Consider the following 25,704-nt stretch of genomic DNA (forward strand, 5'->3'; position numbering starts at 1 on the left):
CCTCCCTGGAGAATGCCCATGCCTGACACGCAGCCGGAACACCGCCAGCCGCATCCGCGTGGAGGGCTCTATTTCGAGGACTTCACCGTGGGTGCCGTTATCAGCCACCGCCTGACGCGGACGGTAACACAGATGGACAACATGTTATTCTCCAACATGACGCTCAACCCGCAGCCGCTCCATATCGACGCGCATTTCTGCGCGACGGAGACGGAATGGGGCCGCCCGCTGATGAATTCGCTCTTCACGCTCGGCCTCATGATCGGCATTTCCGTCAACGACACGACGATGGGCACCCTCATCGCCAATCTCGGCATGACGGACATCAAGTTCCCGGCGCCCCTCTTCGAGGGAGAGACCGTCAATGTGACGACCGAGATCGCCTCCAAGCGCGAATCACGCTCGCGACCAGACGCCGGCATCGTCGAATTCATCCATCGCGCCTACAAGCAGGACGGCACGCTCGTCGCCCAATGCGTGAGGCAGGCTTTCATGCTGAAGCGCAGCACAACGGTTTAGGGTGCCCCATGAAATCCCTTGGTCCCATGAGATCTCTGCTTTTCATCCCCGGCGATTCCCCGCGCAAGCTCGAGAAGGGCCTGACTTCGGGCGCCGATGCGCTCCTTCTGGACCTCGAGGACGCGGTCGCGCCGGGGGCGAAGGCGGAGGCGCGGCGGATTACGGCCGATTTCATTGCGGCAACCAAGGAGAAGGCGGACCGGCCCCTTCTCTACGTCAGGGTGAATGGCTTCGACACCGGCATGGTCGATGACGATCTCGCAGGCGTCATGCTGGCCGGCCCCGACGGCATCGTGCTGCCTAAGGCCTGTGGCGGGCCGGATGTGGCACGGCTCGGCACCAAGCTCGCCGTGTGGGAGGCGAAGGCCGGCACCGGTGACGGCGCGACGCGCGTGCTCGCCCTTGCCGCGGAGAGCGCCCGCGGGATCTTCGCGCTCGGAACCTTTGCCGACGCGAGCGAGCGCCTGATGGGGCTGACATGGGGTGGCGAGGACCTGTCCGCCGACGTCGGCGCCGAGACCAACCGTGACGCCAGCGGCGCTTATACGGAGCCCTACCGGCTGACGCGCTCGCTCACCTTGCTTGCAGCCGCCGCCGCATCGGTCATGGCTGTCGATGCGGTCTACACCAATTTCCGGGATCTCGATGGCCTCGCTGCCGAATGCCGGGAGGGACGCCGTGACGGGTTCGTCGCCAAGATGGCGATCCACCCGGCCCAGGTCCCGGTGATCAATGCAGCCTTCACGCCATCCGAAGAGGCGGTCACCCGCGCGCGGGCGGTTATCGCGGCATTCCGTGCCAATCCTGACGCGGGGGTCGTCGGCGTCGACGGCGAGATGCTCGATCGCCCCCATCTCCTGCGCGCCGAGCGCGTGCTGGCCCGGCTTGGACCGTCAGACCGCGAAGGCGCGTAGAACGCTTAGGTTCAATCGACATCCAGCATTCTCAGCTGTCATGGCCGGGCTCGTCCCGGCCATCCCGATTTATGGAGGCGCCCTTCCTATCGGGATCACCGGGACAAGCCCGGTGATGACGCTGGTATCTCTCGGCAATACTTGAATGTCGATTGCCCCTAGAGCGTGCTGTGCTTGGATGGAATGACACGGCGGCGAGGCGCGCTTATTTCGTGCGGCTCTCCTCGAATGTGGCGGTCTCCAGAACGACCCGCGACCGGAGCTTCATGTCCCCGAACTGGTCATGGGCGGAGATGATGAAGGAACGGGGCTCCGGCCCCGGTTCGCCGGCGACGATCGACAGGCTGATGATATCGCCAAGCCGCGTCATCCCTGTGAAGCGCGTGGTAAAATGCACGATGCGGCGCCCCGGGAACCATCGGCCGGCGGCGCCTCCCGCATAGGCGGCAATCAGCATGCCATGGGCGATGACATCATCGAGCCCGGCCGCGTGGGCGGCGGCGCTGTCGAGATGGATGGGGTTGTGATCCCCGGAAGCCGCCGCGAAACGCGCAAGCGTTTCCGGCGTGACCGGCGGCATGGCGATGGCCGGCTTGATGGTAAGTGGCATCGCCGGGTGACCAGCAGGGCGCGGCGCATTTCCAGCCGCCTCCTGCCTGACGGCAATGGTTGTGCCGAGTTCGGCTACCCTCTGGCCCGTCTCGTCGGCAACAGCGGTCGTCGTTGTCACGAAGACCAGCGCGCCGTCCCGCTTTTCGCTAGCGCCCGTGAGCCGGGGTGTGAAGGTCAGGCGTTGGCCCGCGACGATCGGCGCCCAGAAGGAGAAGGATTGTTCAGCGTGCAGAATGCGCGCCTGATCGATGTGAAGCGCCTCATAAACATCGAAGGGGCTTGGCTTGGCGATGCTCAGGGTGAAGAGGAATGTCGGCGGCGCCGGCAGGGCCATGTCCGCGAATGGCCGCGCTTGTCCTCGACGCTCAAGGACCGCCTCGGTATCGCCGATCGCCTCGGCATAGGCCGCGATGGCCTCGGCCGTCACCGCGATCGCATGCGCCGGAAAGACGCGCCCGATCTGCCGCTCGATACGCCGCGCGAGCGAAGGCCCCGCTGGATTGGCCGACGCGTCCCCGCCCTGTTCGTTCATGCCGTGGCGACGGCCTTGCTGCGCTTCTTTCGCGCCGGCTTTTCCGTCGCCTTGGCCGTATTATCCGGCGTGGCGCCGACACCATTCAGGAAGAAGGCGGTCGCGTGATCCACCACTTCTTCCATGCTGTTGGGCCCATTCTTGCGAAACCAGCCGGACATGCCTTCCGCCATGCCGAACAACGTAAGGCTCGCGAGCCGTGTATCCTGCGGCGGCAAGATCTCCGCTTCGACCGCTTCCACCAGCACATTGCGCACCATGGTCTCGAAACGGTCGCGCCGCTCGATCACGGCGTTACGCGCACGAGGCTTCAGGGAGCGGATCATGTCCGCCATGAGACGCCAGGCGTTGCGCCGCACGATCGACCGGTCGAACACGTAGCGCACCGTTGCCGTCAACCGCTCGCGCGCATCCTGCCCGGGCGCTTCGATGACCGCGCCGAGCCCGTCGAGCATGGCCTTCATCTCACGCTCTTCGATCGCGAGCACGACGGCTTCTTTCGACGGAAAGTAATTGTAGATCGCCGAATGGACGAGGCCGACCTCGGCACAGATATCGCGCGTCGACGTGCCCGTGTAACCAAACTTGGCGAACCGGTTGAGCGCAGCCGTGAGAAACTCTTCCCGGCGTGGCATCTCGGATTTGTTGCGCGTCATGAAAACCTCATATCTGCAATGCTCAGTATATGAAAACGAGGGCCTTGACCAGAGCGACCGCTCTGTGCGACATCATTCCAGACAGAGCGACCGCTCTCTCTGTGATGTTCAAGGTCGCCAAACTCAAGCAGGAGGAGCTGATGCCAAGGACGCCAGCAATCGACGTCAGCGTGCGGCCGATGCCACGGGAGATCGCGCATCGCTACGGCAGGCTTCCCGAGTATCGCCACATCTTCGAGCATATCTTCAAGCGCCCCGAGGTCATCAATGATGGCATCCCGCTGGAAGAGATGGCCGCGGAGATGGACCGGCACAACATCGAGCAGATCCTCGTCAGCGGCTACGACGCGCGCAAGACCCGTGACCTCCATGTCGAGAACGACTGGGTGGTCGGACTGACCAAGGCGATGCCCGGGCGCGTCATTCCCGGCGTCGGCATCGACCCGACGCGCGACATCATGGAATCGCTCGAGGAGATCGATCGCTGCGCCAGGGACCACGGCTTCCGCTTCCTGCGGATGCTGCCCTACGCGGCCGATCTCAATCCGGATGACCGGCGCTTTTATCCGATCTATGCCAAATGCTGCGAGCTCGACATGGCGGTCTGGCTGCAGGTGGGTCACACCGCCGGCCTGATGCCCTCCGAGCCCGGCCGCCCTATCCATCTCGACCGCATCGCGCTTGATTTTCCCCGGCTGAAGATCATCGGCGGCCATATCGGCTGGCCGTGGGAGACCGAGATGATCGCTATGGCGCTGAAGCATCCCAACGTCTATCTCAGCACCTGCGCCCATGCGCCCGACCACTGGCCCGACAGTGTCGTGCAGTTCCTCAAGACACGCGGCAAGCGCAAGGTGATCTTCGGTACGAACTGGCCTTACATCGGCTATGATCGTTACTTCGAGAAGTTCGACCAATTGGGCCTCGACGAAGCAACCGAGCGCCTTTTCCTACGTGACAACCTCCTGCGCGTTCTCGGTCTTCCACAGGAATCCTGAGCCATGCTGCTGATCGACCACTTCGAAAAGGTCGCTCGCGGGGCACCCGATCGCGTCTTCATCCACTTCGTCGGCGACGAGGCGGCTGGGGACCGTACGGTCACCTACGCCGCCGCGGCGGAACGCGCCGCCCATCTGGCGGCGCATCTGCGCACCTGCGGGGTCAAGCGCGGCGATCCCGTCGCGATCCTGATGCCCAATTCGATCGAATGGCTCATCATCTATTTCGCCTGCCAGAAGATCGGCGCGATTGCTGCCGGATTGAGCGCGGATCTCCTTCCCGGCGAGCTCCAGTCCTACATGGATACGCTCGCGCCGCGCGTGCTGGTGACCGCCGCGGCGCAGAATGCGCTGGCGCTTGAACTTGCCGCGACCAACCCCGGCCTCGCGCATGTCCTCAGCGACGCGCCCGTCGGTGGCATGATGGACGCCTGGAGCCCGGCGGACGAGCCGGTGTGGGCGCGAGACCCGGAGATCCCCGACGACGCGCTCCTCAGCATCGTCTTCACATCCGGCACGACCGGCGCCAAGCCCAAGGCCGCCCTGCAGCGCTCAAGCAGCATCATCAATGGCATCGCCGGCTATCAGGAAAATCTCCGGCTGACCTCGCAGGACAGGGTCATGCTGGTGACCCCGCTGCTCCATGGCATGGCGCTGAACTGGGGCACGACGATGTGCGTGCTGTCGGGCTGCACGATGGTGCTGGCGCGCCGTTTTAGCGCGTCCCGCTTCTGGGACCAGGCGGACCGCAGCGGTGCCTCGGTGCTCTGGACCATGGGCGCCGTGGTCGCCATCCTGCTGACGCTCCCACCGTCGGACGTCGAGCGCCATGCCGTCAAGAAGCTGCGCATCCTGTTCGCCAACGGCGCGGCCGGGCGGTGGCGGCAGATCCGTGAACGGTGGGGCTGCGACGTGCTCGACGGCTATGGCATGACGGAGACGCCGGGCACGCTGGCCGGCGCGGACTGCTATGACCTGCCGGATGCCTATCCCTGCGTTGGCAGGCCCGTGCCTGGCGTGGATCTACGGATCGTCAATCCCGACACCGGCGTGGAGGTCGGCGTACGCGAGGTTGGGGAGATTACGGCTCGCTTCGGCCAGGGCTTTGCCGGCTATTTCAACAACGAGGCGGCCTTCCAGGAAGTCGTTCGCGACGGCTGGTTCCACACCGGCGATCTCGCTTATCGCGACGAGGACAATCGCTTCTTCTTTGTGGATCGCCTGAAGTCCATCATCCGCCGCGGCGGCGAGAATATCGCCAGCCTCGAAATCGAGAACTGCATCGTCCAGCACCCCGAAATCCGTGAAGTCATCGCGCTGCCGCAGCCGCACGACGTGCTCGGCGAGACGGTCCTCGTGGTCCTCATTCCGATGGAAGAGGGCCGTGAATTCTCGCTGGAGGAGATCCGGCGCTTCTGTGAAGGCAAGCTCGCGCCTTTCAAATGGCCGGAATCCGTCCGGCCCAGCGACGGCGCCGATGTGCCGCGCACGGAAACGGGCCGCGTGAAAAAAGTGCTGTACCGCAAGGCATTGGGACTGATTCGATGACGGTTGATCCCGCGACATTTGCCGATACTGACGCGATTGCCGCCCGTTGGGCCTCTTTCAAGGCACAACCCGCCGGCATCGATCGGGTCGCCACCCTCAAGGATGCGGTGGCGCGTCACGTGCAGGCGGGCGACACGCTTTACTTCGGCGGCTCCATGGCCCGGCCCAATGCGGCGATGTTCGAGGTCGCGCGGCAGTTCTGGTCGCGCGACCCGGGGTTTACGCTCGCGGCGCCGGCCATCGCCAACCAGCACGCCCCGCTCATCCGCGCCGGGCTCGTGAAAAAGGTGATCGCCTCGATCCACGCGCTGACCTTTCCGACGCCCGCGCCGCATCCCCTTTACGTGCAGGCCGCCCGCGACGGATCGGTTACCTTCGAGAGCTGGTCGCTGCTCACTCTCAAGCAGCGCCTGATGGCGGCGTCGCTCGGCTTGCCCTTCATGCCGACGGGCTCTCTCGCCGGCAGCGACATGGCGAGGGAACTCGCCGCGACCGGGCAGGTCGCGACGCTCGACAACCCCTTTGGTGATGGGGCAGCCACGGTGGTGGCACCCTTCGCGCCAGACGTCACATTCGTGCATGCGCTCGCGGCCGACCGCTTCGGCAATGCCATCATCTGCCCACCTTTCTACGACGGCGCCTGGGCGGCCTTCGCGGCAAGCCGGGCTGTGATCATCACCGCCGAGCGCATCGTGGGGGATGATTTCATCAGCCGCTATTCGCACCAGGTGCAGATACCCGGTCATTGCGTCGCGGCGGTCTGTGAGGTACCGCTCGGCGGCCATCCGAATTCCCTTCCGGGCGACGCCGTGCCCGAAGTGCCGGGCTATCCGGACGACTACGCCTTTCTCGAAGACTTGCGGAATGCTGGGAAGAGCCCGGAAGCGCTCGATCGCTGGTCGCGGGAATGGATCCTCGACTGCGACAGCCACGAAGCCTATCTCGCCAAGCTCGGCGCGGATCGTCTTCACGCCTTGCGCGGGCGCAGGGCGAAGGACGGATGGCGTCTCGAATGGCCGGAACTCGCCGGCCCGGCCGCGGCGCGCGCGTCATCGGATAACGAACGCCATGCGGTCCTCGCCGCGCGCATCCTGCGCGAGCGGCTGCGCAGCGGCGACCTGTCGTGCATCCTTGCCGGCCTCGGCATCTCGTCGCTCGCCGCCTGGATGGCATCGCTGCTTGAACGGCGGGACGGACACAACGTGCCGTTGATGGTCGAAGCCGGCATGTTCGGATATGTGCCCTCCCCTGCCGATCCCTTCCTGTTCAACTATCGCAACATGTCGGGCGGCCTCATGGAAACCGATGCCCTGACGACGCTCGGCGTGCTGACAGGGGGGCCGCGCAATCGGGCGGTGGGCGTGCTCGGCGCCGCCCAGGTCGACCGGGCCGGTAACCTCAACACGTCGAAGCTTCCGGACTTCATGCTCACCGGCTCCGGTGGCGCCAATGACATCGGCAGCGCCGCCTCGGAAGTGCTCGTCACCATGGCGCATTCGCCAAAGCGGCTCGTCGAGGCGGTGCATTTCATCACGACCCCTGGCCGGGCCGTGCGAACCATCGTGACCGAGCTCGGCGTGCTGGAACGCCGCGCCGGCAACGAAGAGTTCGTGCTGTCGCGGGTGCTTGCGCGCGATGGCCATTCCAAGGCCGACCTCGTCGCCATGGCCATTGCCAAGACGGGCTGGGCATTGGCCGTGGCGGACGATGTCCAGCTGGAACCGGCGCCGGACGCGGAGGAGATCAGCCTTGCGCGCCAGCTCGACCCGAAAGGACTGTTCCTTGGCTGACGACGATGATCCTTTCAGCGCACCGCTGAGCTTTCGCACGGATGTGCTCGCCGGCCAGGTCGCCCTCATTACCGGCGGCGGCACCGGCCTTGGGCGCGCCATCGCCATTGCCATGGCGCGGCTTGGAGCGACCGTCGTGCTATGCGGGCGCCGACCCGAACCGCTGGCGGAAACGGCCGAGCTGATCCGCAGCCACGGCGGGGCGGCGCATCCGCATGCCTGCTCGATCCGCGCGCCCGATGAGATCGCTGCCATGCTCGACGAGGTGTTCGCGACCTTCGGCCGGGTCGATATTCTCGTGAACAACGGCGGCGGGCAGTTCGTCCAGCCGGCGATCGACCTGTCGCCCAAGGGGTGGCACGCGGTCATCGACACCAATCTCACCGGCACATGGAACATGATGCAGGCCACCGCCCAGCGCTGGCGCGGCCGGGCCGAGGAAGGACGTATCGTGAATGTCGTCCTCGATATATGGCGGGGCATTCCCGGCATGGCGCATTCCGTCGCCGCGCGTGCCGGGGTCATCTATCTCTCCAAGACCCTCGCGGTCGAATGGGCGCCGCTCGGCATCCGCGTCAACTGCCTCGCGCCGGGCATCGTCGATACCGGCGCGCTGGAGCAATACCCCCCGGATGTGCAGGCGAGGATCCGCACGGACGCCAATGTCCAGCGTCGTCCCGCCAGTTCCCTCGAAGTCGTTGAGGGCTGCATCTATCTGGCGTTGCCATCAGCCCGCTTCGTGACCGGCGAGGTCTTGACCGTCGATGGCGGTCAGCAGTTGTGGGGCGACGTTTGGGCCGTTTCGAAGCCAGATTACTTTCGCTTTTCATCATGACAGGACATGACGATGCCCGAGACCTTCACCAGCATTGATCTTGTCGTCGAGAACGGCGTCGCGCGGCTGACGCTGAACCGCCCTGAGGTTCTGAATTCCCTGACGCGCGCCATGATCGGAGAACTCCTGCAGGCGCTCGCGCAGCTGCGGGACGATCCTGAGGCGCGCGTGCTCGTCCTCACCGGAGCGGGGCGCGGCTTCTGCGCCGGCATGGATCTGGGCGATCCCCTGACCGGCCTCGGCACGAGCCGTGAAGAACGCTCCGCCGTGACGCGCGAGGTCATGGACAGGGAGACCAACGCGCTGATCCGCGCGCTCTACACGCTGCCGAAGCCCAAGGTGATCGCCGTCAACGGCGTGGCGGCGGGCGGTGGCGTCGGCGTCGCGCTGGCCGGGGACATCGTCATCGCGTCCCACTCCGCGTCCTTCGTCCAGGTCTTCACGCCGAAGCTCGGGCTGATCCCGGATTGCGGCTGCACATGGATGCTGCCGCGCCTCGTCGGGCGCGCCCGCGCCATCGGGCTCACCATGCTCGGCGAGAGACTGCCGGCGGAGACGGCGGCGGAATGGGGGCTGATCTGGAAGGCGGTTCCTGACGGAGAACTCGTCGGCGCGGTGGAGACCGTCGCCCGGCACCTCGCGAACGGCCCGCGCGCAGCCTTGGCACTCGTCGCCGAAGCCATGGATCGCAGCGACAAGTATACGCTGGATGAACAGCTCGCTTACGAGCGCGATACCAACGCGCTGCTCAATGCCTCCGCGGATTTCGAGGAAGGTGTGCGCGCTTTCATGGAAAAACGCGCGCCCCGTTTCGATTGACGCCACCGCGATAACAGCCTCGCTGCCGGCCGTGGCCATTGCCGGACAGATGGATACGTACCTTCCCGAACGGGAACTCTATCCAGCAGGGCTTGGAACATGCCAGCTGACGGCAGGAGACCGACACCGATGATCGAACGCACAATCTACGACAGCGATCATGAAACCTTCCGCGATCTCGTGCGCCGCTTCTTCGAGCGCGAGGTCGCGCCCTACCACGCGGCGTGGGAAGAACAGGGCTACGTGCCACGTGAACTCTGGCAGAAGGCGGGCGCCGCCGGCCTCCTCTGCACGTCCGCACCGGAGGAATACGGCGGCCTCGGCCTCGACAGGCGCTACGCGGCCATTATCTTCGAGGAGCAGGCGCGTCTCGGCTTAAGCGGCCCCGGCTTCTCCGTCCATTCGGAAATCGCCGCCCCCTATATCGTGGCCTATGGATCGGACGAGCTCAAACGGCGCTGGCTGCCGGGGCTGATCAGCGGCGAGGTCATCGCCGCCGCCGGCCTGACGGAGCCGGGCGCGGGCTCGGATCTCGCCAATATCAAGACGACTGCCTTGCGCGATGGCGACCATTACATCGTCAACGGCCAGAAGACCTTCATCAGCAACGGCCATAACTGTGATCTCGTCGCGCTGGCCGTCAAGACGGACCCGACCCAGCGCTCCAAGGGCGTGTCCATGCTTCTGGTGGAGGCAGACCGCCCGGGCTTCAGCAAGGGCGCGCCGCTGCACAAGCTAGGCAACAAGGCCCAGGACACCTGCGAATTGTTCTTCGACAATGTCCGCGTCCCGGTCTCCAACCTTCTCGGCGTGGAGGGTGAGGGCTTCACGCAGCTGATGCAGGAACTGCCGTGGGAGCGTGTCCAGATCGCGGTGTCCGCCATTGCCACGGCCGAGGGGGTGCTTGAGGAAACCCTGCGCTATGTGAAGGAACGCAAGGCCTTCGGCAAGCAGATCATCGAGTTTCAGGCCAATCGCTTCACCCTGGCCGAGTTGCAGACCGAATTGCAGATTGGCCGCGTCTTTGTCGATCGCTGCCTTGAGCTGGTCTGCGACGGCAAGCTCGATAGCAAGACCGCCGCCATGGCCAAATATTGGTCCACCGACTTCATGTGCAAGCTGATCGACAACTGCCTGCAGCTACATGGTGGATACGGTTATATGGTGGAATACCCCGTCGCCCGCGCCTTTGCTGATGCGCGTGTCACCCGCATCTATGGCGGCACCAACGAGATCATGAAGGAAATCATAGGTCGGTCGTTGTGAGCGCGCGCGCCTCCGGGCCACTCTCGGGTGTGCGCGTCATCGAGATGGAGGGGGTCGGACCGGGCCCCTTCTGCGGCATGTTGCTGTCCGACATGGGCGCTGACGTCGTCCGTATCGAACGGCCTATGGCCAATGATGCGGCTGTCGACCTGCCGGCGGAACTCGACCCGACGCTGCGCGGACGCCGGACGCTGACGCTTGATCTCAAGACACCGGAGGCACAGGCCCAGGCCATGGCGCTGATCGCACGCGCGGATATCCTCATCGAAGGGTATCGGCCGGGGGTCATGGAGCGTCTCGGCCTTGGGCCGGAGGCCTGCCTCGCGGCCAATCCGCGCCTCGTCTACGGGCGGATCACCGGCTGGGGGCAGACGGGACCTCTCGCCCGCACGGCCGGGCATGATATCAATTACATCGCTCTCACCGGCGTCCTCGACAGTATTGGCGAAGAAGGGCGCACGCCCGTGCCGCCCCTCAACCTGGTCGGCGACTTCGGCGGCGGCGCGATGTTCCTCGCCTTCGGCGTGGCCTGCGCGCTTCTCCATGCCCGCGCGACGGGCCAGGGCCAGGTGGTCGACGCGGCCATGGTCGATGGCGCGAGCGCATTGATGGCGCAGTTCTACGGCTTTCTCGCACAGGGCTCGTGGCTGACGGAGCGTGGCCAGAACATCCTCGATGGCGGCGCGCCCTGGTATGGCACCTTTGAGACGGCCGACGGCCGCCACATCGCCGCCGGCGCCTTCGAGGGTCGCTTCTGGCTGATGTTCCTCGAAGGCCTCGGCCTCGACGCGGCGACGCTGCCGCCGCGGGAGGAACGCACCCACTGGCCGGCACTGCGCACGCGGATCGCGGCCGTGGTGAAGGCCAAGCCGCTGGCGCATTGGCAAAAGGTTTTCGACGGGTCGGACGCCTGCGTCATGCCAGTGCTGACATTGAACGAAGCCCACACCCATCCGCATCTTGTGGAGCGCGGCACCTTCGCGACCGTGGACGGCCTGTTGCAGCCATCACCGGCGCCACGCTTCAGCCGCACGCCCGGCGAGATCCAGACCGGCCTGGCGCGCGCCACCGACAGCGAGACGATTCTCGCGGATTGGGCATAAGCCCCCATCATCGCGGCAAGAGGCAGGGGGGCACCCTGCGCCTCGTCATATAAGCCCAGGGCCGATCGCGTTAGACCGTGCGGAAATCACCACCACGGGCGTTGAGCGCGGACACCATCTCCAGGGCTTCCGGCTGGGCCAGCAGATCCATGAACAACGTGCGTTCGACGTCGAGGCCCTCATAGAGCGGCCGTTCCGCCGTCTCGCGGATCAGGCGCTTCACAGACGCAAGCGCATTGGAGGGAATAGAGGCGAGGTCGCGCGCGCGCTCCATAGCGCGTTCGAGCACCGGGCCATCCGTCACCTCGATGACGATGCCGGCCGCGAGCGCCTCGCGCGGGGACAGCCGACGCCCATGCATCACAAGGTCCAGCGCGCGCGCTGGACCGACGATGCGCGCGAGCCGCTGGGTGCCGCCGGCTCCGGGCAAGGCACCGATGCGGATCTCGGGCAGGCCGATCATGTAATCGCCGTCCTGCGCCAGCCGGAAATCGCAAGCGAGCGCCAGCTCCAGCCCCCCCCCCATGGCGTTGCCGTTGATGGCGGCAATGATGGGTTTCGGCGACATGTCGATACGACGGAGCATTACGTCGATGGCGCGCTCAGGCACATGCGCGCCGTCGCCGAAACGGTCGCCGCGCTCGTTCAATTTGCGGACTACGGCTTCAACGTCGCGCAGATCGAAATGCTGGATGAAGACATCCGGCTCGCCACCCGTCAGGACGATCACTTTCACGTCAGGCTGCGCGATTGTGCGCCGAAGAGCACGGTGCAGTTCATCCGTCACGGAATCGTTCATGTAGCCGTGGGGGGGGTTGGAAATCCTCAGGACAGCAACGGCGTCCTCGACGGACAGACTAACATGGGACATGGGCGTCTCATCTCCATTTTCTCTTGGGATTAAACCAGAGCGAGCGCTCTGTAAAGTCGCTTGGCGAGAAGCTTGACGAGAGCGACCGCTCTGTCATAGTCTGCGCTCGTCCCGGGCCATAGAAGCCGGACTGCAGGGAGGCAATACATGTTGCGGCGACAATTTTTAGCGGCCAGTGCGATCGTCCTGGCCAGCACGACTTTCGCGCCCCTGGCGCATGCACAGGGAGAGCCGGTCAAGATCGGCATGCTCGCGCCCGTGCGCACCGTTCTCGGCAACCAGGCCGTCGAGGCGGCCAAGATTGCGATCGACATGGCGAATGCCAAAGGCGGCCTCAACGGCCGGCCTTTCCAGCTCGTGGTCTATGACGACGGCAATTCGCCAGTCGAGGGCGTGAGCGGCATGCAGCGGCTAGTCGATCAGGACAATGTCAAGATCGTCATTGGGCCCTATGGCAGCACAGTCGCGCTCGCGGGGCTGCCGATCGCGACCGCCGAGGAACTGCTTTACCTGCCGGTCGCCGCGAAGCACCCGGATGTCACGACGTCCGGCTACGACAAGGTTTTCCGTTTCAACTCCACCGTGAAGATGGACGGGGATGTCCTTGTCGAATACATGCAGAAAGCAAACCCCAAGGGCGTTGCCTATATCGGCGAGAATAACGACACCGGCCGCGCCTATCTGGCCGGGCTGCGTGCCATGTTCCCCAAAGATCCGGACAATCGCGTCGTCTTCAACCAGCTCTACGATACTTCATCGAGCGACTACAGCGGCCTTGTAACCGCGGCGAAGGCCTCGGGCGCGGAGATGCTCTATCTCGCCGGCAACAACGTCGAGCAATATGGCAACATCATGCGCGTCGCCAAGGAACTCGGCTACAAGCCCAAGTATCTCGTGCTCGCGCCCGGCATTCTGAACGCGCGCGCCGTGGAACTAGCAAACGGTGGCGCCGAGGGCGCGATCTGCACGGATATCTATGTGCCGAGCATGCCCGGCGCCGAGAACGCGGCCTTCGTCGAGGCCTACAAAAAGAAAGTGGGCATCGCGCCGGAGAAGCTTGAACTGCTGTGGTTCGAGGGCGCCAGCGTTGTAACCCAGGCGATACAGAAAGCCGGGACGACTGATATCGCCAAGCTCGCCGCGCTGATCCACCAGGACACCTGGACCACGCCACGTGGCGAACTCAAGTTCGACAAGACCGGCCAGGCGCTCAGCACGCCGTTCATCGTCGAGGTCAAGGACGGCCGCATCCAGCGGCAGTGAGGCGCCTTCATGTTAGAGTCGATCGCTCAGCAGGCCTTCAACGGCTTCAGCGCGGGCATGAGCTACGCGCTGATCGCCCTGGGGCTCACCCTCGTCTTCGGGGTCCTGCATATCATCAACTTCGCCCATGGCGAGTTCTACATGCTGGGCGGTTTCGGCGTGGTGCTCGCCACGACGATGCTGGGCGCTCCCTATATCATTGCCGTGCCGCTAGGGATGATCGCGGCCATCGCCGTGGCCTTCCTGGTGGACACGGTGACCGTCAGACCGGTCCTACAACGAAGAGATGGCGGCAACTCCGCGCTTATAGGCACCTATGCCGCAAGTATCCTGATACTTGAGGCTGTGCTCTATACTTACGGACCCGCGCCCCGCCGCATCGACGGGGTTATCGGCGCGCTCCACATCGGCGATGTCGTCATCACCTATCAGCGCATCCTGGTCATCGTGGGCGGATTTATTCTGCTTGCGCTGATCCATATGCTTCTCAAGTATACGAGCCTCGGCCGCGATCTCCGCGCCGTTGCGCAGGACAACTTCGCCGCGCGGGTCATCGGCATCGATGTCAAGCGCGTGCGCACCACGACCTTCCTGCTCGCCGCGGGCGTCGCTGGCATCGCCGGGGCACTGATGGTGCCAATTTCCCTGTTCACGCCGTATATCGGCCAGCATGTCGTCATCAAGGCCTTTGTCGTCGTAGTCATCGGCGGCATGGGCAGCGTCGTCGGCGCGGTCGTCGCCGGCATCGGCATCGGATTTCTGGAGATATTCCTGCGCGGATTCGTCATCGACGGTATCGCACAGGCGATACTCATGTCCCTGCTCATCGTAACATTACTCGTGCGCCCGCAGGGCTTGTTCAAGGCGCGATGATGACTTCGCTCTCCTTCCTGAAAGACAAGCGGCTAGACTGGCTCTGGCTCGCCGCCATCTGCGTTGTCGCGGCAGGCGTGCCGGCGCTCGGCTTCTCGAATTACATCTCGGGCCTCATCGTTCTCGGCGCGGTCTATGCACTGCTCGGATTGAGCCTCAATCTGGTCTTCGGCTATCTCGGCTTCACCTCCTTCGGTCACGCGGCCTTCTTCGGGCTGGGCGCCTATTTCGCGACGTTGATCAACGTTTATCTCGGCGTCAACTTCTGGCTGGCCGTCGCCCTGAGTGCCATACCGGGCATGCTTCTCGGGGCGCTCATCGGCTTCGCCTCACTGCGCATCGGCGGTGCCTATTTCGCCATAGCCACCATGACGGCCGCCGAGATCCTCCGCCTTCTCGCGGAAAACTGGGTCGATCTCACGCGCGGGCCCATGGGCATGATGATGCCGCGCCCGACCCTCGCCTTCCTCGCGCCCTTCGCCAGTTTCCAGCAATACTATCTGGCGATCGTACTGCTGGTCACCGGCATCGCCTATCTCGCGATCAAGCGGTTGCTGCGCTCGCCGATCGGACGGTCGTGGATTGCCGTGCGCGAGAGCCTCGATCTTGCCGAGAGCGTCGGCATTCCCACGCTACGTGTCCGCGTGCAGAACCTCGCACTGTCGGGAGCCTTGGGCGGTATCGCTGGCGCGCTGATCATCCCCAAGATCCTGATCGTCACACCCAATCTGCTGACGCCGCTCTATTCGGCAACCGCCGTGCTGATCGTCATCCTCGGCGGACGCGGATCACTCCTCGGGCCCATCATCGGCGCGGTCATCTTCGCCTGGTTGCCGGAAGTCCTGCGCTCGGCTGGAGAGTTGCGCTTCGCGGTGTTCGGCGTGCTCCTCATCGTGGTTGTGCGGCTTCTGCCGAAGGGTCTTGTGTCGCTCTGGCCCTCGAAACAGGAAAATGTAGGACCGTCGGCGCCTGAGGCCCCACAAGCATTCCCCGATATTAGCTCGAGCCCGGTGTCGGCGCCGATCGCGCAATCGGCCGGCGAGGCGCCGTCCGGCCCCCCCGTCTTTGCCGTCTCCGGGCTGACCAAGCGCTATGGCGCCCTGGTCGCCCTCAAGGACGTCTCGTTCTCCCTGCGCAAGGGCGAGATCCTTGGCCTGATGGGTCCCAACGGCGCCGGAAAATCGACCTGCATGAGCATGGCGAGCGGCTTCGTGCGGCCCACCAGCGGCAGTATCAGCCTGTTCGGCAAGGATGTCTCGGCACTGCCGCCTCATCAACTGACCGAACTGGGGTTGGCGCGGACCTTCCAGCAGACGACGATCTTCGGAGATCTTTCAGTCTACGACAATATACTGATCGCCGTTTACAACCGACGGCCGGTGTCGTTCGCCGCGAGCCTAATCCAGTCGGCCCGTTTCCGGGCGGACGAGGCGGCTCGCGCCGAGATCGTGTGGCAACTCGTGGCGGAGGTGGGGCTGATGGAGAAGGCCGGGTCGCTGGCCCGCTCGCTGGCCTATGGCGAGCAGCGGCTCCTGTCCATCGCCATCGCGCTCGCCACCGACCCCAAGGTCCTCCTTCTCGATGAACCGGCGGCCGGGCTCAATCCCGTGGAAGCAGCCACCCTGACGGCGCTGCTGCGGCAGCTCAGGCAGCGCGGCCTCGCGATCGTCCTCGTTGAGCACAATGTGCGCATGATGATGAGCGTCTGCGATCGACTCGTCGTGCTGCACCACGGCGAACAGATCACCGAGGGCGAGCCAGCGGTGGTTCGTAACCATCCCCTGGTGAACGAAGCCTATTTCGGCGTGGGACAGACCCAATGAGCGCGCTCGTCACACGGGACCTCGCGGTTCACTACGGGCCGATCACGGCCATCAGCAAGCTGAGCATCAGCGTCGAGCCCGGCGAGATCGCCTGCCTCGTCGGCTCGAACGGCGCGGGCAAGTCCTCCAGCCTCAAGGGCATCATGGGGTTGGAGACCGCGTCTGGCGGTGTCCTGCTGAATGGCGTGGCTGTCGAGAGCCTGCCGACTTCCAGCCGGGTCCAGCGTGGCATCGCGCTGGTGCCCGAGGGACGTCATGTCTTTCCGCACATGACCGTGCAGGACAATTTGCTGGCCGGTTGTCGCGACAGACACGGCATCGATGTGTCGGCACGCATGGCGGACATCATGGCGATTTTCCCCCGTCTCGAGGAACGCCTCGACCAGCTCGCCGGCACCATGTCCGGCGGCGAACAGCAGATGCTGGCAATCGGTCGGGCGCTGATGTCGGAGCCGAAGGTGCTTCTTCTTGACGAGCCGACGCTGGGGCTGTCGCCAGCCATGGTCGATCGCGTGGCGGAGACGCTGGCCACCTTGCGCAAAAAGGGCCTCTCGATCCTGCTCGCCGAGCAGAACCTGAACATGGCATTGTCCGTCGCCGACCACGGCTATGTCCTTGAGATGGGGCAACCGACCCTGTCAGCCTCCGCGGCGGCCTTGCGTGCGGACCCCCGGGTGCGCGAGGCCTATCTCGGCGCCGAATGAACGCCGCGATCACGGCCAAAAGGCCGGGCGGCGGAAGAGTGGAGGACATCCAGATGTCCAAGGTGCTTTACGAAAGACGAGGCGCCGTCGCGCTCGTCACGATCAACCGTCCCGCTGTCCATAACGCGCTGGATCCTGAGACCCTGGTGCTGCTGGAACAGACTTGGCACCGTATCCGCGACGACGATGCCGTCCGCGTCGCGGTGATCTCCGGCGCCGGCGACAAGGCCTTCTGCGCGGGAGCGGATCTCAGCCGGCTGATAACGCTGTTCAATGGCGCGCGCCAGCCGGAGGACGCGTGGGATGAGCGCGTCGTCGCGGATCCGGCGGTCTTTGAGACAGCGCTGCTCCGGGACTTCGACGTCACCAAGCCCGTGGTCGCGGCTCTGAACGGCTATACCATCGCCGGCGGCATGGAACTCGCGCTCGGCGCGGATCTTCGGATAGCGGCGGAGACGGCGCGGCTCGGCATGCAGGAGGTGAAATGGGGCCTTTTTCCGGCCGGGGGCGCGACCGTCCGGCTACCCCGGCAAATCTCCGAGGTGCGTGCCATGGAGCTGCTGCTCACGGGCGAGCGGATCGACGCGCAGACCGCGCTCGCGTGGGGGCTTCTCAACCGCGTCGTGCCCCAGGGTGACGTGCTGGCCTCAAGCCTCGCGCTGGCGGAAAAGATCGCCGGTCACTCCCCGGTCGCCGTCAGGGCCATCCGCCGCTCGCTGCGCGATGTGCAGGGCCTGCCCGCCGGTGACGCGCTCGCGCTCGAAAAGCGCATCTCGGCCGATGTCTTCCTCAGTGAAGACGCGCGGGAGGGCCAGATGGCCTTCATCGAGAAACGCCCGCCCGTCTTCAAAGGTCGCTAGGGTATCCTGTGTTCGGATTGAACCCCGCCGTCATTCCGGGGCCTCGCATCAGCGAGGAGCCCGGAACCCATGAACACGCGGTTTGACAAAAAGAAGCGTCGGACTCTGCCTCACCCTTTCGTTGACCGTCGTGTTCATAGGTCCCGGGCTCGGGCCTTTCGGCCCGCCCCGGAATGACAGCGGCGATTCCGTATAAGACTGGCATGCTCCAGGGCGCGTTCCGATCTGATGGAAACGCCCTGCCTCAGACGGCCTCGATCGCGATGGCGATCCCCTGGCCGACGCCGATGCACATGGTGGCGAGCGCGCGCTTGGCGCCGCGCAGGTTCAGTTCCAGCGCCGCCGTGCCGGTGATGCGCGCGCCCGACATGCCGAGTGGATGGCCGAGCGCGATCGCGCCGCCGTTCGGATTGATATGGTCGGCGTCCTCCTTCAGGCCAAGCTCGCGCAAGACGGCGATGCCCTGGCTTGCGAAAGCCTCGTTGAGCTCGACGATATCGAAATCCTGGGGCGAGAGGCCGAGCCGCGCGCACAGGCGGTTGGTCGCCGGCACCGGGCCGATGCCCATGATGCGCGGAGCGACACCGGCCGCAGCCCCGCCCACCACACGGGCCAGCGGCTTCAGGCCATAACGCTTGACGGCGGCCTCCGAGGCGATGATCAGCGCCGCCGCGCCGTCGTTGACGCCCGACGCATTGCCGGCCGTAACGCTGCCGCCTTCCCTGCGGAAGGGTGTCGGCAATTTGGCGAGCTTCTCCAGGGTAGTGTCGCCGCGCGGATGCTCGTCCTTGGCGACGACGACCGCTTCGCCCTTACGCTGTGGAATGGAGACGGGCACGATTTCCTTGGCCAGCCGGCCGTTCTCTTGCGCGGCCACGGCACGCAGCTGCGAACGGAGGGCGAAGGCGTCCTGATCGGCCCGGCTGATGTGGAAGTCGGCCGCGACGTTCTCGCCTGTTTCGGGCATGGAATCGACGCCATATTGCGCCTTCATCACCGGGTTGATGAAGCGCCAGCCGATCGTCGTGTCGAAGATCTCCGCCTGCCGGGAGAAGGCCGTTTCCGCCTTCGGCATCACGAAAGGCGCGCGCGACATGGATTCGACGCCGCCGGCAATCATGAGGTCGGCTTCGCCGGCCTTTATCGCCCTTGCGGCGTTGATCACCGCGTTCATGCCCGAGCCGCACAGCCGGTTCACCGTGCTGCCGGGGACCGCCAGCGGCAAGCCTGCGAGAAGCAATGCCATGCGCGCGACGTTGCGGTTGTCCTCGCCGGCCTGGTTGGCACATCCGAAGATGACATCGTCGACCTCCTCCCAATCGACGTCGGGATTGCGCGCCATCAGCGCCTTCAGCGGGACGGCGGCGAGATCATCGGCGCGAACGCTGGAGAGAGAGCCACCGAAGCGACCGATAGGCGTGCGCACGTAGTCGCAAATAAACGCGTCCGACATTGTCCATCCCCTGATACGGGCCTCAAAAGGCCTTCATTCCATATACATCGCATTGCGGATGGCATCCGCCACAGCCATGAGCCGCGGCCCCACCCGGTCGATCAGATCGTCCCGCGAGAGCAGGACAGCAGGCCCGCAGCAATTGAGCGCGAAGGTCAGCGAGCCGCCGCTGCCAACGACGAGCGGCACGCCGACGGCATTGATCTCCTGCCGCCAGTCACCGATCAGCAGCACGAAGCCGCGCTCGGCATAGCCTGCGAGCGTATCCTCGATACCCTGGCGGATCTCCGCCCAGTTGTCGCGGTGGCTCAAGGCTTCCATGAGCTGCGCGCGTTCCGCGAGATCAAGCCCGGCGAGGAAGGCCCGCCCCATAGCCGAACGCGCCAGGCTGATGTGGGATCCGACCTCGATGCCCATGTGCAGTGGGCTCGCGCCACGGCAATGCTCGATGTAAACCATCGAGGTGCCGTCCTGCGCGCCCAACGCCACGGACACGCCGGTTTCATTGGCGAGCGCCTGCATATGCGGACGCGCGACATCACGGACGCTCATGCTGCCGAGCGCGGTGAAGCCCAACGCCAGCGCTTTGATAGAGAGCGTGTATTTCGCCGTAACGGGGGCGTAGGTGAGAAAACCGAGGCTGCTCAAGGTATAGGTCAACCGTGAAACGGTCGCCTTGGGCAGGCCCGTACGCTGCGCCAATTCCTGATTGCCGAGAGGCGGGTCCCCGCGGCGGAAGGCGCGCAGCACATCGAGCCCGCGTGCCAGCGCGGTGACGAATTGCGGATCACGACCGCCGTCGCCTTCGGCCTCGGGTGTGGCCAGCGCGATCTCCCGCCTGCGCATGGTCAGTCCCGCGCGTGCAGATCGAGCCCGAGCAGGGCCCGGCGTTTCAGCCAGGGGCTCGGCCGGTAGCGCGGATCGCCGTAGAAGGCGTGCATGACCTCCAGGACGGCGAGTACACGCGCCGGCCCGACGGCATTGCCGAGCTTGAGCGGGCCTTTGGGATAGCCGAGCCCGAGTTCCACGGCCCGATCGATATCCTCGGGCTGAGCCACCCGCTGCTGCGCCATGTCGGCACCGATGTTAGCAATTGTCGCCGCAATGCGCTGTGCGACGAAGCCGGGGCTGTCGTTGATGACCGTGACCGCATGGCCGGCCGCCGCGAGCATACCATGCGCCGCCGTGACCACCTCCGGCCTCGTCGCCGGATTGCGCATCAGCGTGCGCCGCTTCTCCAGGCCGAACAGGCAGTCGACGGCAACCGCGCGGGCGGGATCGACGCCTTCCGCCAGCGCCGCCGTGGTGCAATCCTCGCCAAGGGGAGTGAGGAGGATCACCGCATCGGCGCTGGGCCGCTCACCAGTCTCCAGGGTAACGCCGCCAGCGACGATCGCGTCCTGAAGGAGCGTAGCGGCGGCCGGATGGCGCCGGCTGATCCAAACGGTTACGCCGTCAGGCAAACCCGGCGCAACCGACTCGGCGGGCCGCTCGATCTTGCCGCCGGGATAGGTGTAGAAGCCCCGGCCCGTCTTGCGGCCAAGTAGGCCACCGGTGTGCCGCTGCGCCGTGATAACGACCGGGCGATAGCGCGGCTCCTCGTAATACTGACGATAGATCGCCTCCATCGCCGGATGGGAGACGTCGAGGCCCGTGAGATCGAGCAGCTCGAAGGGCCCCATACGAAACCCCACGGTCTCCGTCATGATCCGGTCGATGTCGGCGAAACCGGCGATGCCCTCCTGAACGATGCCCTCCTGGACAATACGCAGCGCCTCTGTCGTATAGCCACGCCCGGCGTGGTTGACGATGAAGCCCGGCGTATCACTGGCGCGCACCGCGTAGTGGCCCATCCGCTGCCCGATGGCGAGCAGCGCCGCGACCACGCTTTCATCGGTCATGACGCCGCCGATGACCTCGACGATCTTCATGAGCGGTGCTGGATTGAAGAAATGGAACCCCGCGACGCGGCCGGGCAGGCGCGCCGCCGCCGCGAAAGCCGTCACGGAGAGCGAAGAGGTGTTCGTGGCGATGATGCAATCGTCGCGGACCACGGCCTCCAGGTCCCGGAGGAGCGCCGTCTTGATGTCGATGCGCTCGGCAACCGCCTCGATCACGACATCACAGGGCGCAAGCGGCGCATAGCCCGTTTCAGGGCCGGCGTCCGTCGGCCGGATGCGCGCCACTGCGGCATCCGCCTCCGCCGGCGACAGCTGGCCCTTCTCCGCCTTCCGGCGGATCAACCCGGCACAGAAGTCACGCGCCTCCTCGCAAGCGCCCTTGCGCGCATCGGCGAGCAACACGGTGATCCCCGCCTCTGCCGCGACCTGGGCGATGCCGCGGCCCATAACGCCGGCACCGACGATGCCTATGGTGAGGCTCGGAGACTGCGGGTCGATGGTCATGTCATTCACCCTTGAAAACGGCGGGACGCTTCTCAAGGAAGGCGTTCATGCCCTCCTTCTGGTCCTTGGTGTCGAACAGCTGCGCGAAAGCCTCACGCTCCAGGGCCAGCCCCTCGCCAAGGGGCAGGTCCGCGCCTTCGAGAACCGCCCGCTTGATCTCACGCGCGGCGATCGGCGGCAGGGCGGCGATGGCGGTTGCAAGCGCGAGCGCCCGAGGGAGCACCTCCGCATCAGGCACCACTTCAGAGACGAGGCCCAGGCCATCCGCCTCGCGCGCCGTGATAAAATCCCCGGTCAGGAGGAGCTTCATCGCCTTGAATTTGCCGATGACCCTGGGAAGACGCTGCGTACCGCCGGCGCCCGGCATGATGCCGACCTTGATCTCCGGCTGGCCGAACTTGGCACCCTCCCCGGCAATGATGATGTCCGCATGCATCGCGAGCTCGCAGCCGCCGCCGAGGGCGAAACCGCAGACAGCGGCGATGACAGGCTTGCGGAAGGCGCGAATGGCAGCATAAGCGGCCGCCCCTGGGCTCGCCTGCATGTCCGCCGCGTTCATGACCGACATTGCCTTGATGTCGGCTCCTGCCGCGAACACCTTCTCACCGCCGGTGATGATGACGACGCGGATGTCGGGATCGGCGCCGAGCTCCGCCAGATGCGCGACGATGAGGGCGCGCACGCCGTCATCGATGGCATTGCGGACTTCCGGGCGGTTGAGCCGCAGCAGGCCGATAGACGTGGCAGGCCGTTCGAGCAGGACAGCGGACATGTGAAATTCCATTGTACGGAATAAATTTCTATTGCTTGACCTGTACTTACCGCGACATCATTCCGAGATCAAGATTTCAAAAATTAATTCCATTGTACGGAATATATTAACCGCTTAGCGACTCAGCGTCGCACAGAGATAGATTTGCGTCGAATCGGAGGCAAGCCGTCAATTCGGGTGCGATTTCCTCCTGGTCTTGCGCGAAAGCCACGACGTCAGTAGACCGTTGAAAAGCGAGAAAGCGCAAAAGAATTAACCGCTTAACAGTCGGTTAAAGCCCCCCTTTCCGCATCCGCTTGACTTCCTCTGGCGCCGAGTTACTTTCCGCTCGCCATGCTTAGTTATCGTGATGTCGATTTCTCGGAGGTTTGATCCCCCATCGCTGGCTATTGGAATGGGTGTGTAACACGTTGTTTTTCAATCGGATAAGGACATCCGGATTGTTGGAAACCGATGACACACAGGGTCTTGCAGCTTGCCACTGACTGGAAGCCTTTCCCCCCTCGGGTATCAACCGAGGACAGGATGGTTTTATCCGTGCTTGCTGCAGGATCGTCTTATAGCCCGATGATTTGAGCCAGAACGTCTAGGCAATGACCGTTACGGCCAACGACTGCCGGATATCTCCAGCAGCCATGATGATCACCGTGCCTTTTTGTGCGGTTTTTCGCATGTCGGGCCTGGAGCCAGTCCATCCGAAACGGCGAAGATTCACTTTCACAACCGGCAGCAGCACCGCAAAAGGCGCGGCGTTGCCGTGAACACCTCCAGCATCCATGGAGGAACGGGTGCAGATTATGGATTTCCTCAATACCGACGACATCGCGCTTGAGTTGGACGCGCGCGGCAAATCGGCGGCTCTCGATGCGCTTGCAGCAACGCTCAGTCGACGGACAGGCATTGCCAAGGACAGGCTCCTGACCGCGCTCAACGCCCGCGAGCGTCTTGGCTCGACCGCAATCAACCATGGCGTCGCCATTCCCCATGCCCACCTGGACGATCTGGCGAAACCCGCTGCGGCCTTCGCCAGGCTGGAGCAGCCAGTTGATTTCAGCGCGCAGGACGGCGGGCTGGTCGATGTCGTCTTCGCCTTCATCTGGCCGACGCATTGCAAGGATGGCTTCCTTCAGAATCTCGCCCCGATGTGCCGCTTGCTGCGCCAGCCCGAATTGCTCGCCCAGTTGCGACAGGCCACAAGCGCCGAAGAGATCGGCCAGTGTCTCAACGCGGCCCACGAACAGACCCCTCTCCCGCGCCAGGGGCCCCGCAGCGTCAGCCAGCTCCGCGCCTGAAACGCTGAACCGCAGCCTGCTCCGACGGCGGCTTGCAAGCCGTCGCGGCCACCATTGCCGTGACACCGGTTGAATTTCCCCGGCTGAGCCGCTATAAGCGGCGCGCCCGCATGCTGTGGGCAACATCTGCTGGTTGGGGAGGACGCCATGTCGCACGACGCCCTCTTCCAATTGGGGATGGGCGCAGTTTTGCTGAATGCCTCCCAAACGGAAGAATCTTTTCGCTTGATCGCGGCCGAAACGCGCGCTCCGGTCAATGGCGCGATGTATTTTCATCGCAAAGCCATGGTCGAAGCAGCTATGCGGCCTAATCGGCGCAAGAGGCTCAGCATGATCGCATACGCCGGGGCTGGCACAGCCGACCGGCGGCTTGGCGCGATGCCTCCTCCATCCCATCGATGCGCTTCGAATCGATACGCCGCTTAAGCGACGTCGCCTGTATGTCGGACGGCGCGCGCATCCTTGACCCGCCCTATTTTCGAGCGGGCATGACGATGCGCCGTTGAGCTGACTGCGCAGGCGGTAGCATCGCCTCAGAGCAGAGCCGAGCGCTCCGCTTGACCGCCGCGTCGCCGGCTATCCGGAATTCGTCCACAACACCGCCGTTCACATCCGCGCTATCGCGCCTTTCGTCGAGCGGGTCGCCCAGGCCAAGCCATGATGATTCAAACGCCGTATTATCTCATCGACAAGTCCAAGCTGCTGCGCAACCTCGACATCATCCGGGATGTGCGCGAGCGCTCCGGCGCCAAGGCGTTGCTTGCCCTAAAGTGTTTCGCGACGTGGTCCGCCTTCGACCTGATGCGCGCGTATATGGATGGCACGACCTCCTCGTCCCTCTATGAGGTGCGCCTCGGCCGCGAGACCTTCGGGGGCGAAACGCATGCCTATAGCGTGGCCTATGGCGACGACGAGATCGATGAGGTCGTCACGCATGCCGACAAGATCATCTTCAACTCCGTCGGCCAGCTCACGCGTTACGCGGACAAGGCCGCCAGTCTGCAGCGCGGCCTGCGGCTGAACCCCCAGGTCAGCTCGTCGGATTTCGATCTCGCGGACCCGGCCCGGCCCTTTAGCCGCCTCGGCGAATGCAATGTCGACCGGATCGAGGCTGTCATGGACCGCGTTTCCGGCTTCATGATCCACAATAACTGCGAGAACGGCGACTTCGTGCTGTTCGATGGTCTGCTCTCGACGATCGAGGAGCGCTTCGGCTCTCTCCTCAGGCGTGTCTCCTGGGTCAGCCTCGGCGGCGGCATCCACTTCACCGGTGAGGGCTATCCCGTCGAGGCCTTCTCGGAGCGCCTGAAGGCCTTCGCCGAGCGCTACGGCGTGCAGGTCTATCTGGAGCCGGGCGAGGCCGCGATAACCAAGAGCACGACGCTGGAGGTGACAGTGCTCGACACGCTCAACAACGGCAAAGACCTCGCCATCGTCGACAGCTCCATCGAGGCGCATATGCTCGATCTCCTGATCTATCGCCAGAGCGCCAAGCTGGAGCCGAACACCGGCGACCACGCCTATATGGTCTGCGGCAAGTCCTGCCTCGCTGGCGACATCTTCGGTGAGTTCCGGTTCGAGGCGCCACTGAAAGTGGGCGATCGCATCTCCTTTCAGGATGCCGCCGGCTACACCATGGTGAAGAAAAACTGGTTCAACGGCGTTCGCATGCCGTGCATCGCGCTCCGCGAACTCAACGGCGAGATCAGCCTGATCAAGCAATTCTCGTTCGAAGACTACAAGGCGAGCCTCTCCTGAGGCGAACCATCCCTGAACTCGTGGTTAGGAGGCACCGA

The 25,704-nt window shown here is 64.7% G+C and carries 25 protein-coding genes; 17 read left to right on the forward strand and 8 right to left on the reverse strand.

Features of this window, described 5'->3' with window-relative positions:
* Positions 1-18: 18 nt before the first annotated feature.
* Together KIO74_RS11215 and KIO74_RS11220 are read left to right on the forward strand one after the other, a co-directional pair.
* Entirely contained in the window at positions 19-519 is a 501-nt protein-coding gene (locus KIO74_RS11215) for a MaoC family dehydratase (RefSeq protein WP_213332057.1), read from the forward strand.
* 26 nt (positions 520-545) lie between these two features.
* A complete protein-coding gene (locus tag KIO74_RS11220) occupies positions 546-1,433 on the forward strand; it encodes an HpcH/HpaI aldolase/citrate lyase family protein (RefSeq protein WP_213332058.1) in 888 nt (295 codons plus the stop codon).
* A 205-nt stretch (positions 1,434-1,638) separates the two neighbouring features.
* On the opposite strand, the gene KIO74_RS11225 is transcribed toward KIO74_RS11220, so the two are convergent.
* Together KIO74_RS11225 and KIO74_RS11230 are read right to left on the reverse strand one after the other, a co-directional pair.
* Entirely contained in the window at positions 1,639-2,577 is a 939-nt protein-coding gene (locus tag KIO74_RS11225) for an FAS1-like dehydratase domain-containing protein (protein WP_213332059.1), read from the reverse strand.
* Positions 2,574-3,233 carry a TetR/AcrR family transcriptional regulator gene (locus KIO74_RS11230; protein ID WP_213332060.1) on the reverse strand — a complete coding sequence of 220 codons (660 nt, stop codon included), beginning with the start codon at positions 3,231-3,233 and terminating at the stop codon, positions 2,574-2,576. The genes KIO74_RS11225 and KIO74_RS11230 overlap by 4 nt, the downstream gene beginning before the upstream one ends.
* Positions 3,234-3,373: 140 nt before the next feature.
* On the opposite strand from KIO74_RS11230, the gene KIO74_RS11235 reads away from it, so the two are divergent.
* From KIO74_RS11235 to KIO74_RS11265, 7 genes are all read left to right on the forward strand, one after another.
* Positions 3,374-4,231, forward strand: coding sequence for an amidohydrolase family protein (locus tag KIO74_RS11235; protein WP_213332061.1), 858 nt, complete (start codon positions 3,374-3,376; stop codon positions 4,229-4,231).
* Between the two features lie 3 nt (positions 4,232-4,234).
* Complete coding sequence (locus KIO74_RS11240) at positions 4,235-5,779, forward strand: class I adenylate-forming enzyme family protein (RefSeq protein WP_213332062.1); 1,545 nt, start codon at positions 4,235-4,237, stop codon at positions 5,777-5,779.
* A complete protein-coding gene (locus tag KIO74_RS11245) occupies positions 5,776-7,569 on the forward strand; it encodes a CoA-transferase (RefSeq protein WP_213332063.1) in 1,794 nt (597 codons plus the stop codon). Before KIO74_RS11240 ends, KIO74_RS11245 begins: the two co-directional genes overlap by 4 nt.
* Entirely contained in the window at positions 7,562-8,404 is an 843-nt protein-coding gene (locus tag KIO74_RS11250) for an SDR family oxidoreductase (RefSeq protein ID WP_249730951.1), read from the forward strand. Before KIO74_RS11245 ends, KIO74_RS11250 begins: the two co-directional genes overlap by 8 nt.
* A 12-nt stretch (positions 8,405-8,416) precedes the next feature.
* Positions 8,417-9,223, forward strand: coding sequence for an enoyl-CoA hydratase-related protein (locus KIO74_RS11255; RefSeq protein ID WP_213332065.1), 807 nt, complete (start codon positions 8,417-8,419; stop codon positions 9,221-9,223).
* 129 nt (positions 9,224-9,352) lie between these two features.
* A complete protein-coding gene (locus tag KIO74_RS11260) occupies positions 9,353-10,489 on the forward strand; it encodes an acyl-CoA dehydrogenase family protein (RefSeq protein ID WP_213332066.1) in 1,137 nt (378 codons plus the stop codon).
* Positions 10,486-11,592, forward strand: a complete 1,107-nt coding sequence (locus tag KIO74_RS11265) for a CaiB/BaiF CoA transferase family protein (RefSeq protein WP_291979931.1) — start codon at positions 10,486-10,488, stop codon at positions 11,590-11,592. The genes KIO74_RS11260 and KIO74_RS11265 overlap by 4 nt, the downstream gene beginning before the upstream one ends.
* Positions 11,593-11,662: 70 nt before the next feature.
* On the opposite strand, the gene KIO74_RS11270 is transcribed toward KIO74_RS11265, so the two are convergent.
* Positions 11,663-12,463 (reverse strand): enoyl-CoA hydratase/isomerase family protein, encoded by an 801-nt coding sequence (locus KIO74_RS11270; protein WP_213332067.1) that lies wholly within the window; start codon positions 12,461-12,463, stop codon positions 11,663-11,665.
* Between the two features lie 147 nt (positions 12,464-12,610).
* Here KIO74_RS11270 and KIO74_RS11275 point away from each other — a divergent pair, with 147 nt between their 5' ends.
* The 5 genes from KIO74_RS11275 to KIO74_RS11295 are packed head-to-tail and all read left to right on the forward strand — an operon-like array spanning position 12,611 to position 17,986.
* On the forward strand, positions 12,611-13,726 hold the full coding sequence (locus tag KIO74_RS11275; protein ID WP_213332068.1) for an ABC transporter substrate-binding protein: 1,116 nt from the start codon (positions 12,611-12,613) through the stop codon (positions 13,724-13,726).
* A 9-nt stretch (positions 13,727-13,735) separates the two neighbouring features.
* Positions 13,736-14,599: a branched-chain amino acid ABC transporter permease gene (locus tag KIO74_RS11280; RefSeq protein WP_213332069.1), complete on the forward strand. Its 864-nt coding sequence runs from the start codon at positions 13,736-13,738 to the stop codon at positions 14,597-14,599.
* Positions 14,599-16,422 carry a branched-chain amino acid ABC transporter ATP-binding protein/permease gene (locus KIO74_RS11285; RefSeq protein ID WP_213332070.1) on the forward strand — a complete coding sequence of 608 codons (1,824 nt, stop codon included), beginning with the start codon at positions 14,599-14,601 and terminating at the stop codon, positions 16,420-16,422. Before KIO74_RS11280 ends, KIO74_RS11285 begins: the two co-directional genes overlap by 1 nt.
* Complete coding sequence (locus KIO74_RS11290) at positions 16,419-17,126, forward strand: ABC transporter ATP-binding protein (protein WP_213332071.1); 708 nt, start codon at positions 16,419-16,421, stop codon at positions 17,124-17,126. The genes KIO74_RS11285 and KIO74_RS11290 overlap by 4 nt, the downstream gene beginning before the upstream one ends.
* 53 nt (positions 17,127-17,179) lie before the next feature.
* Positions 17,180-17,986, forward strand: coding sequence for an enoyl-CoA hydratase/isomerase family protein (locus KIO74_RS11295; protein WP_213332072.1), 807 nt, complete (start codon positions 17,180-17,182; stop codon positions 17,984-17,986).
* 244 nt (positions 17,987-18,230) lie between these two features.
* On the opposite strand, the gene pcaF is transcribed toward KIO74_RS11295, so the two are convergent.
* From pcaF to KIO74_RS11320, 5 genes are all read right to left on the reverse strand, one after another.
* A complete protein-coding gene (gene pcaF, locus KIO74_RS11300) occupies positions 18,231-19,439 on the reverse strand; it encodes a 3-oxoadipyl-CoA thiolase (RefSeq protein ID WP_213332073.1) in 1,209 nt (402 codons plus the stop codon).
* A gap of 33 nt (positions 19,440-19,472) precedes the next feature.
* The gene (locus tag KIO74_RS11305) at positions 19,473-20,285 is read right to left on the reverse strand and encodes an IclR family transcriptional regulator (protein WP_213332074.1); all 813 of its coding nucleotides are present in this window, start codon (positions 20,283-20,285) and stop codon (positions 19,473-19,475) included.
* Positions 20,286-20,287: 2 nt separating this feature from the next.
* The gene (locus KIO74_RS11310; protein WP_213332075.1) at positions 20,288-21,844 is read right to left on the reverse strand and encodes a 3-hydroxyacyl-CoA dehydrogenase; all 1,557 of its coding nucleotides are present in this window, start codon (positions 21,842-21,844) and stop codon (positions 20,288-20,290) included.
* Position 21,845: 1 nt separating this feature from the next.
* On the reverse strand, positions 21,846-22,616 hold the full coding sequence (locus tag KIO74_RS11315; protein WP_213332076.1) for an enoyl-CoA hydratase-related protein: 771 nt from the start codon (positions 22,614-22,616) through the stop codon (positions 21,846-21,848).
* A 586-nt stretch (positions 22,617-23,202) separates the two neighbouring features.
* Positions 23,203-23,394, reverse strand: a complete 192-nt coding sequence (locus KIO74_RS11320; RefSeq protein ID WP_213332077.1) for a hypothetical protein — start codon at positions 23,392-23,394, stop codon at positions 23,203-23,205.
* A 19-nt stretch (positions 23,395-23,413) separates the two neighbouring features.
* Between KIO74_RS11320 and KIO74_RS11325 the strand changes: the two genes are divergently transcribed.
* The 3 genes from KIO74_RS11325 (at position 23,414) to nspC (ending at position 25,666) form a co-directional block, all read left to right on the forward strand.
* The gene (locus KIO74_RS11325; protein ID WP_249731268.1) at positions 23,414-23,908 is read left to right on the forward strand and encodes a PTS sugar transporter subunit IIA; all 495 of its coding nucleotides are present in this window, start codon (positions 23,414-23,416) and stop codon (positions 23,906-23,908) included.
* Between the two features lie 147 nt (positions 23,909-24,055).
* The gene (locus tag KIO74_RS11330) at positions 24,056-24,334 is read left to right on the forward strand and encodes a hypothetical protein (protein ID WP_213332079.1); all 279 of its coding nucleotides are present in this window, start codon (positions 24,056-24,058) and stop codon (positions 24,332-24,334) included.
* A 234-nt stretch (positions 24,335-24,568) separates the two neighbouring features.
* Positions 24,569-25,666: a carboxynorspermidine decarboxylase gene (gene nspC, locus KIO74_RS11335; RefSeq protein WP_213334962.1), complete on the forward strand. Its 1,098-nt coding sequence runs from the start codon at positions 24,569-24,571 to the stop codon at positions 25,664-25,666.
* Positions 25,667-25,704 lie beyond the last annotated feature (38 nt).

Source organism: Chelatococcus sp. HY11 (genome assembly GCF_018398335.1).
GTDB lineage: Bacteria > Pseudomonadota > Alphaproteobacteria > Rhizobiales > Beijerinckiaceae > Chelatococcus.

Excerpts from the sequence above, each read along its gene's own strand:
- KIO74_RS11215 (WP_213332057.1), top strand. The coding sequence starts at position 19 with ATGCCTGACACGCAGCCGGAACACCGCCAGCCGCATCCGCGTGGAGGG.
- KIO74_RS11220 (WP_213332058.1), top strand. The coding sequence starts at position 546 with ATGAGATCTCTGCTTTTCATCCCCGGCGATTCCCCGCGCAAGCTCGAG.
- KIO74_RS11225 (WP_213332059.1), bottom strand. The coding sequence starts at position 2,577 with ATGAACGAACAGGGCGGGGACGCGTCGGCCAATCCAGCGGGGCCTTCG.
- KIO74_RS11230 (WP_213332060.1), bottom strand. The coding sequence starts at position 3,233 with ATGACGCGCAACAAATCCGAGATGCCACGCCGGGAAGAGTTTCTCACG.
- KIO74_RS11235 (WP_213332061.1), top strand. The coding sequence starts at position 3,374 with ATGCCAAGGACGCCAGCAATCGACGTCAGCGTGCGGCCGATGCCACGG.
- KIO74_RS11240 (WP_213332062.1), top strand. The coding sequence starts at position 4,235 with ATGCTGCTGATCGACCACTTCGAAAAGGTCGCTCGCGGGGCACCCGAT.
- KIO74_RS11245 (WP_213332063.1), top strand. The coding sequence starts at position 5,776 with ATGACGGTTGATCCCGCGACATTTGCCGATACTGACGCGATTGCCGCC.
- KIO74_RS11255 (WP_213332065.1), top strand. The coding sequence starts at position 8,417 with ATGCCCGAGACCTTCACCAGCATTGATCTTGTCGTCGAGAACGGCGTC.
- KIO74_RS11260 (WP_213332066.1), top strand. The coding sequence starts at position 9,353 with ATGATCGAACGCACAATCTACGACAGCGATCATGAAACCTTCCGCGAT.
- KIO74_RS11270 (WP_213332067.1), bottom strand. The coding sequence starts at position 12,463 with ATGTCCCATGTTAGTCTGTCCGTCGAGGACGCCGTTGCTGTCCTGAGG.
- KIO74_RS11275 (WP_213332068.1), top strand. The coding sequence starts at position 12,611 with ATGTTGCGGCGACAATTTTTAGCGGCCAGTGCGATCGTCCTGGCCAGC.
- KIO74_RS11280 (WP_213332069.1), top strand. The coding sequence starts at position 13,736 with ATGTTAGAGTCGATCGCTCAGCAGGCCTTCAACGGCTTCAGCGCGGGC.
- KIO74_RS11285 (WP_213332070.1), top strand. The coding sequence starts at position 14,599 with ATGACTTCGCTCTCCTTCCTGAAAGACAAGCGGCTAGACTGGCTCTGG.
- KIO74_RS11290 (WP_213332071.1), top strand. The coding sequence starts at position 16,419 with ATGAGCGCGCTCGTCACACGGGACCTCGCGGTTCACTACGGGCCGATC.
- KIO74_RS11295 (WP_213332072.1), top strand. The coding sequence starts at position 17,180 with ATGTCCAAGGTGCTTTACGAAAGACGAGGCGCCGTCGCGCTCGTCACG.
- pcaF (WP_213332073.1), bottom strand. The coding sequence starts at position 19,439 with ATGTCGGACGCGTTTATTTGCGACTACGTGCGCACGCCTATCGGTCGC.
- KIO74_RS11305 (WP_213332074.1), bottom strand. The coding sequence starts at position 20,285 with ATGCGCAGGCGGGAGATCGCGCTGGCCACACCCGAGGCCGAAGGCGAC.
- KIO74_RS11310 (WP_213332075.1), bottom strand. The coding sequence starts at position 21,844 with ATGACCATCGACCCGCAGTCTCCGAGCCTCACCATAGGCATCGTCGGT.
- KIO74_RS11315 (WP_213332076.1), bottom strand. The coding sequence starts at position 22,616 with ATGTCCGCTGTCCTGCTCGAACGGCCTGCCACGTCTATCGGCCTGCTG.
- KIO74_RS11320 (WP_213332077.1), bottom strand. The coding sequence starts at position 23,394 with ATGGATGCTGGAGGTGTTCACGGCAACGCCGCGCCTTTTGCGGTGCTG.
- KIO74_RS11325 (WP_249731268.1), top strand. The coding sequence starts at position 23,414 with ATGGATTTCCTCAATACCGACGACATCGCGCTTGAGTTGGACGCGCGC.
- KIO74_RS11330 (WP_213332079.1), top strand. The coding sequence starts at position 24,056 with ATGTCGCACGACGCCCTCTTCCAATTGGGGATGGGCGCAGTTTTGCTG.
- nspC (WP_213334962.1), top strand. The coding sequence starts at position 24,569 with ATGATTCAAACGCCGTATTATCTCATCGACAAGTCCAAGCTGCTGCGC.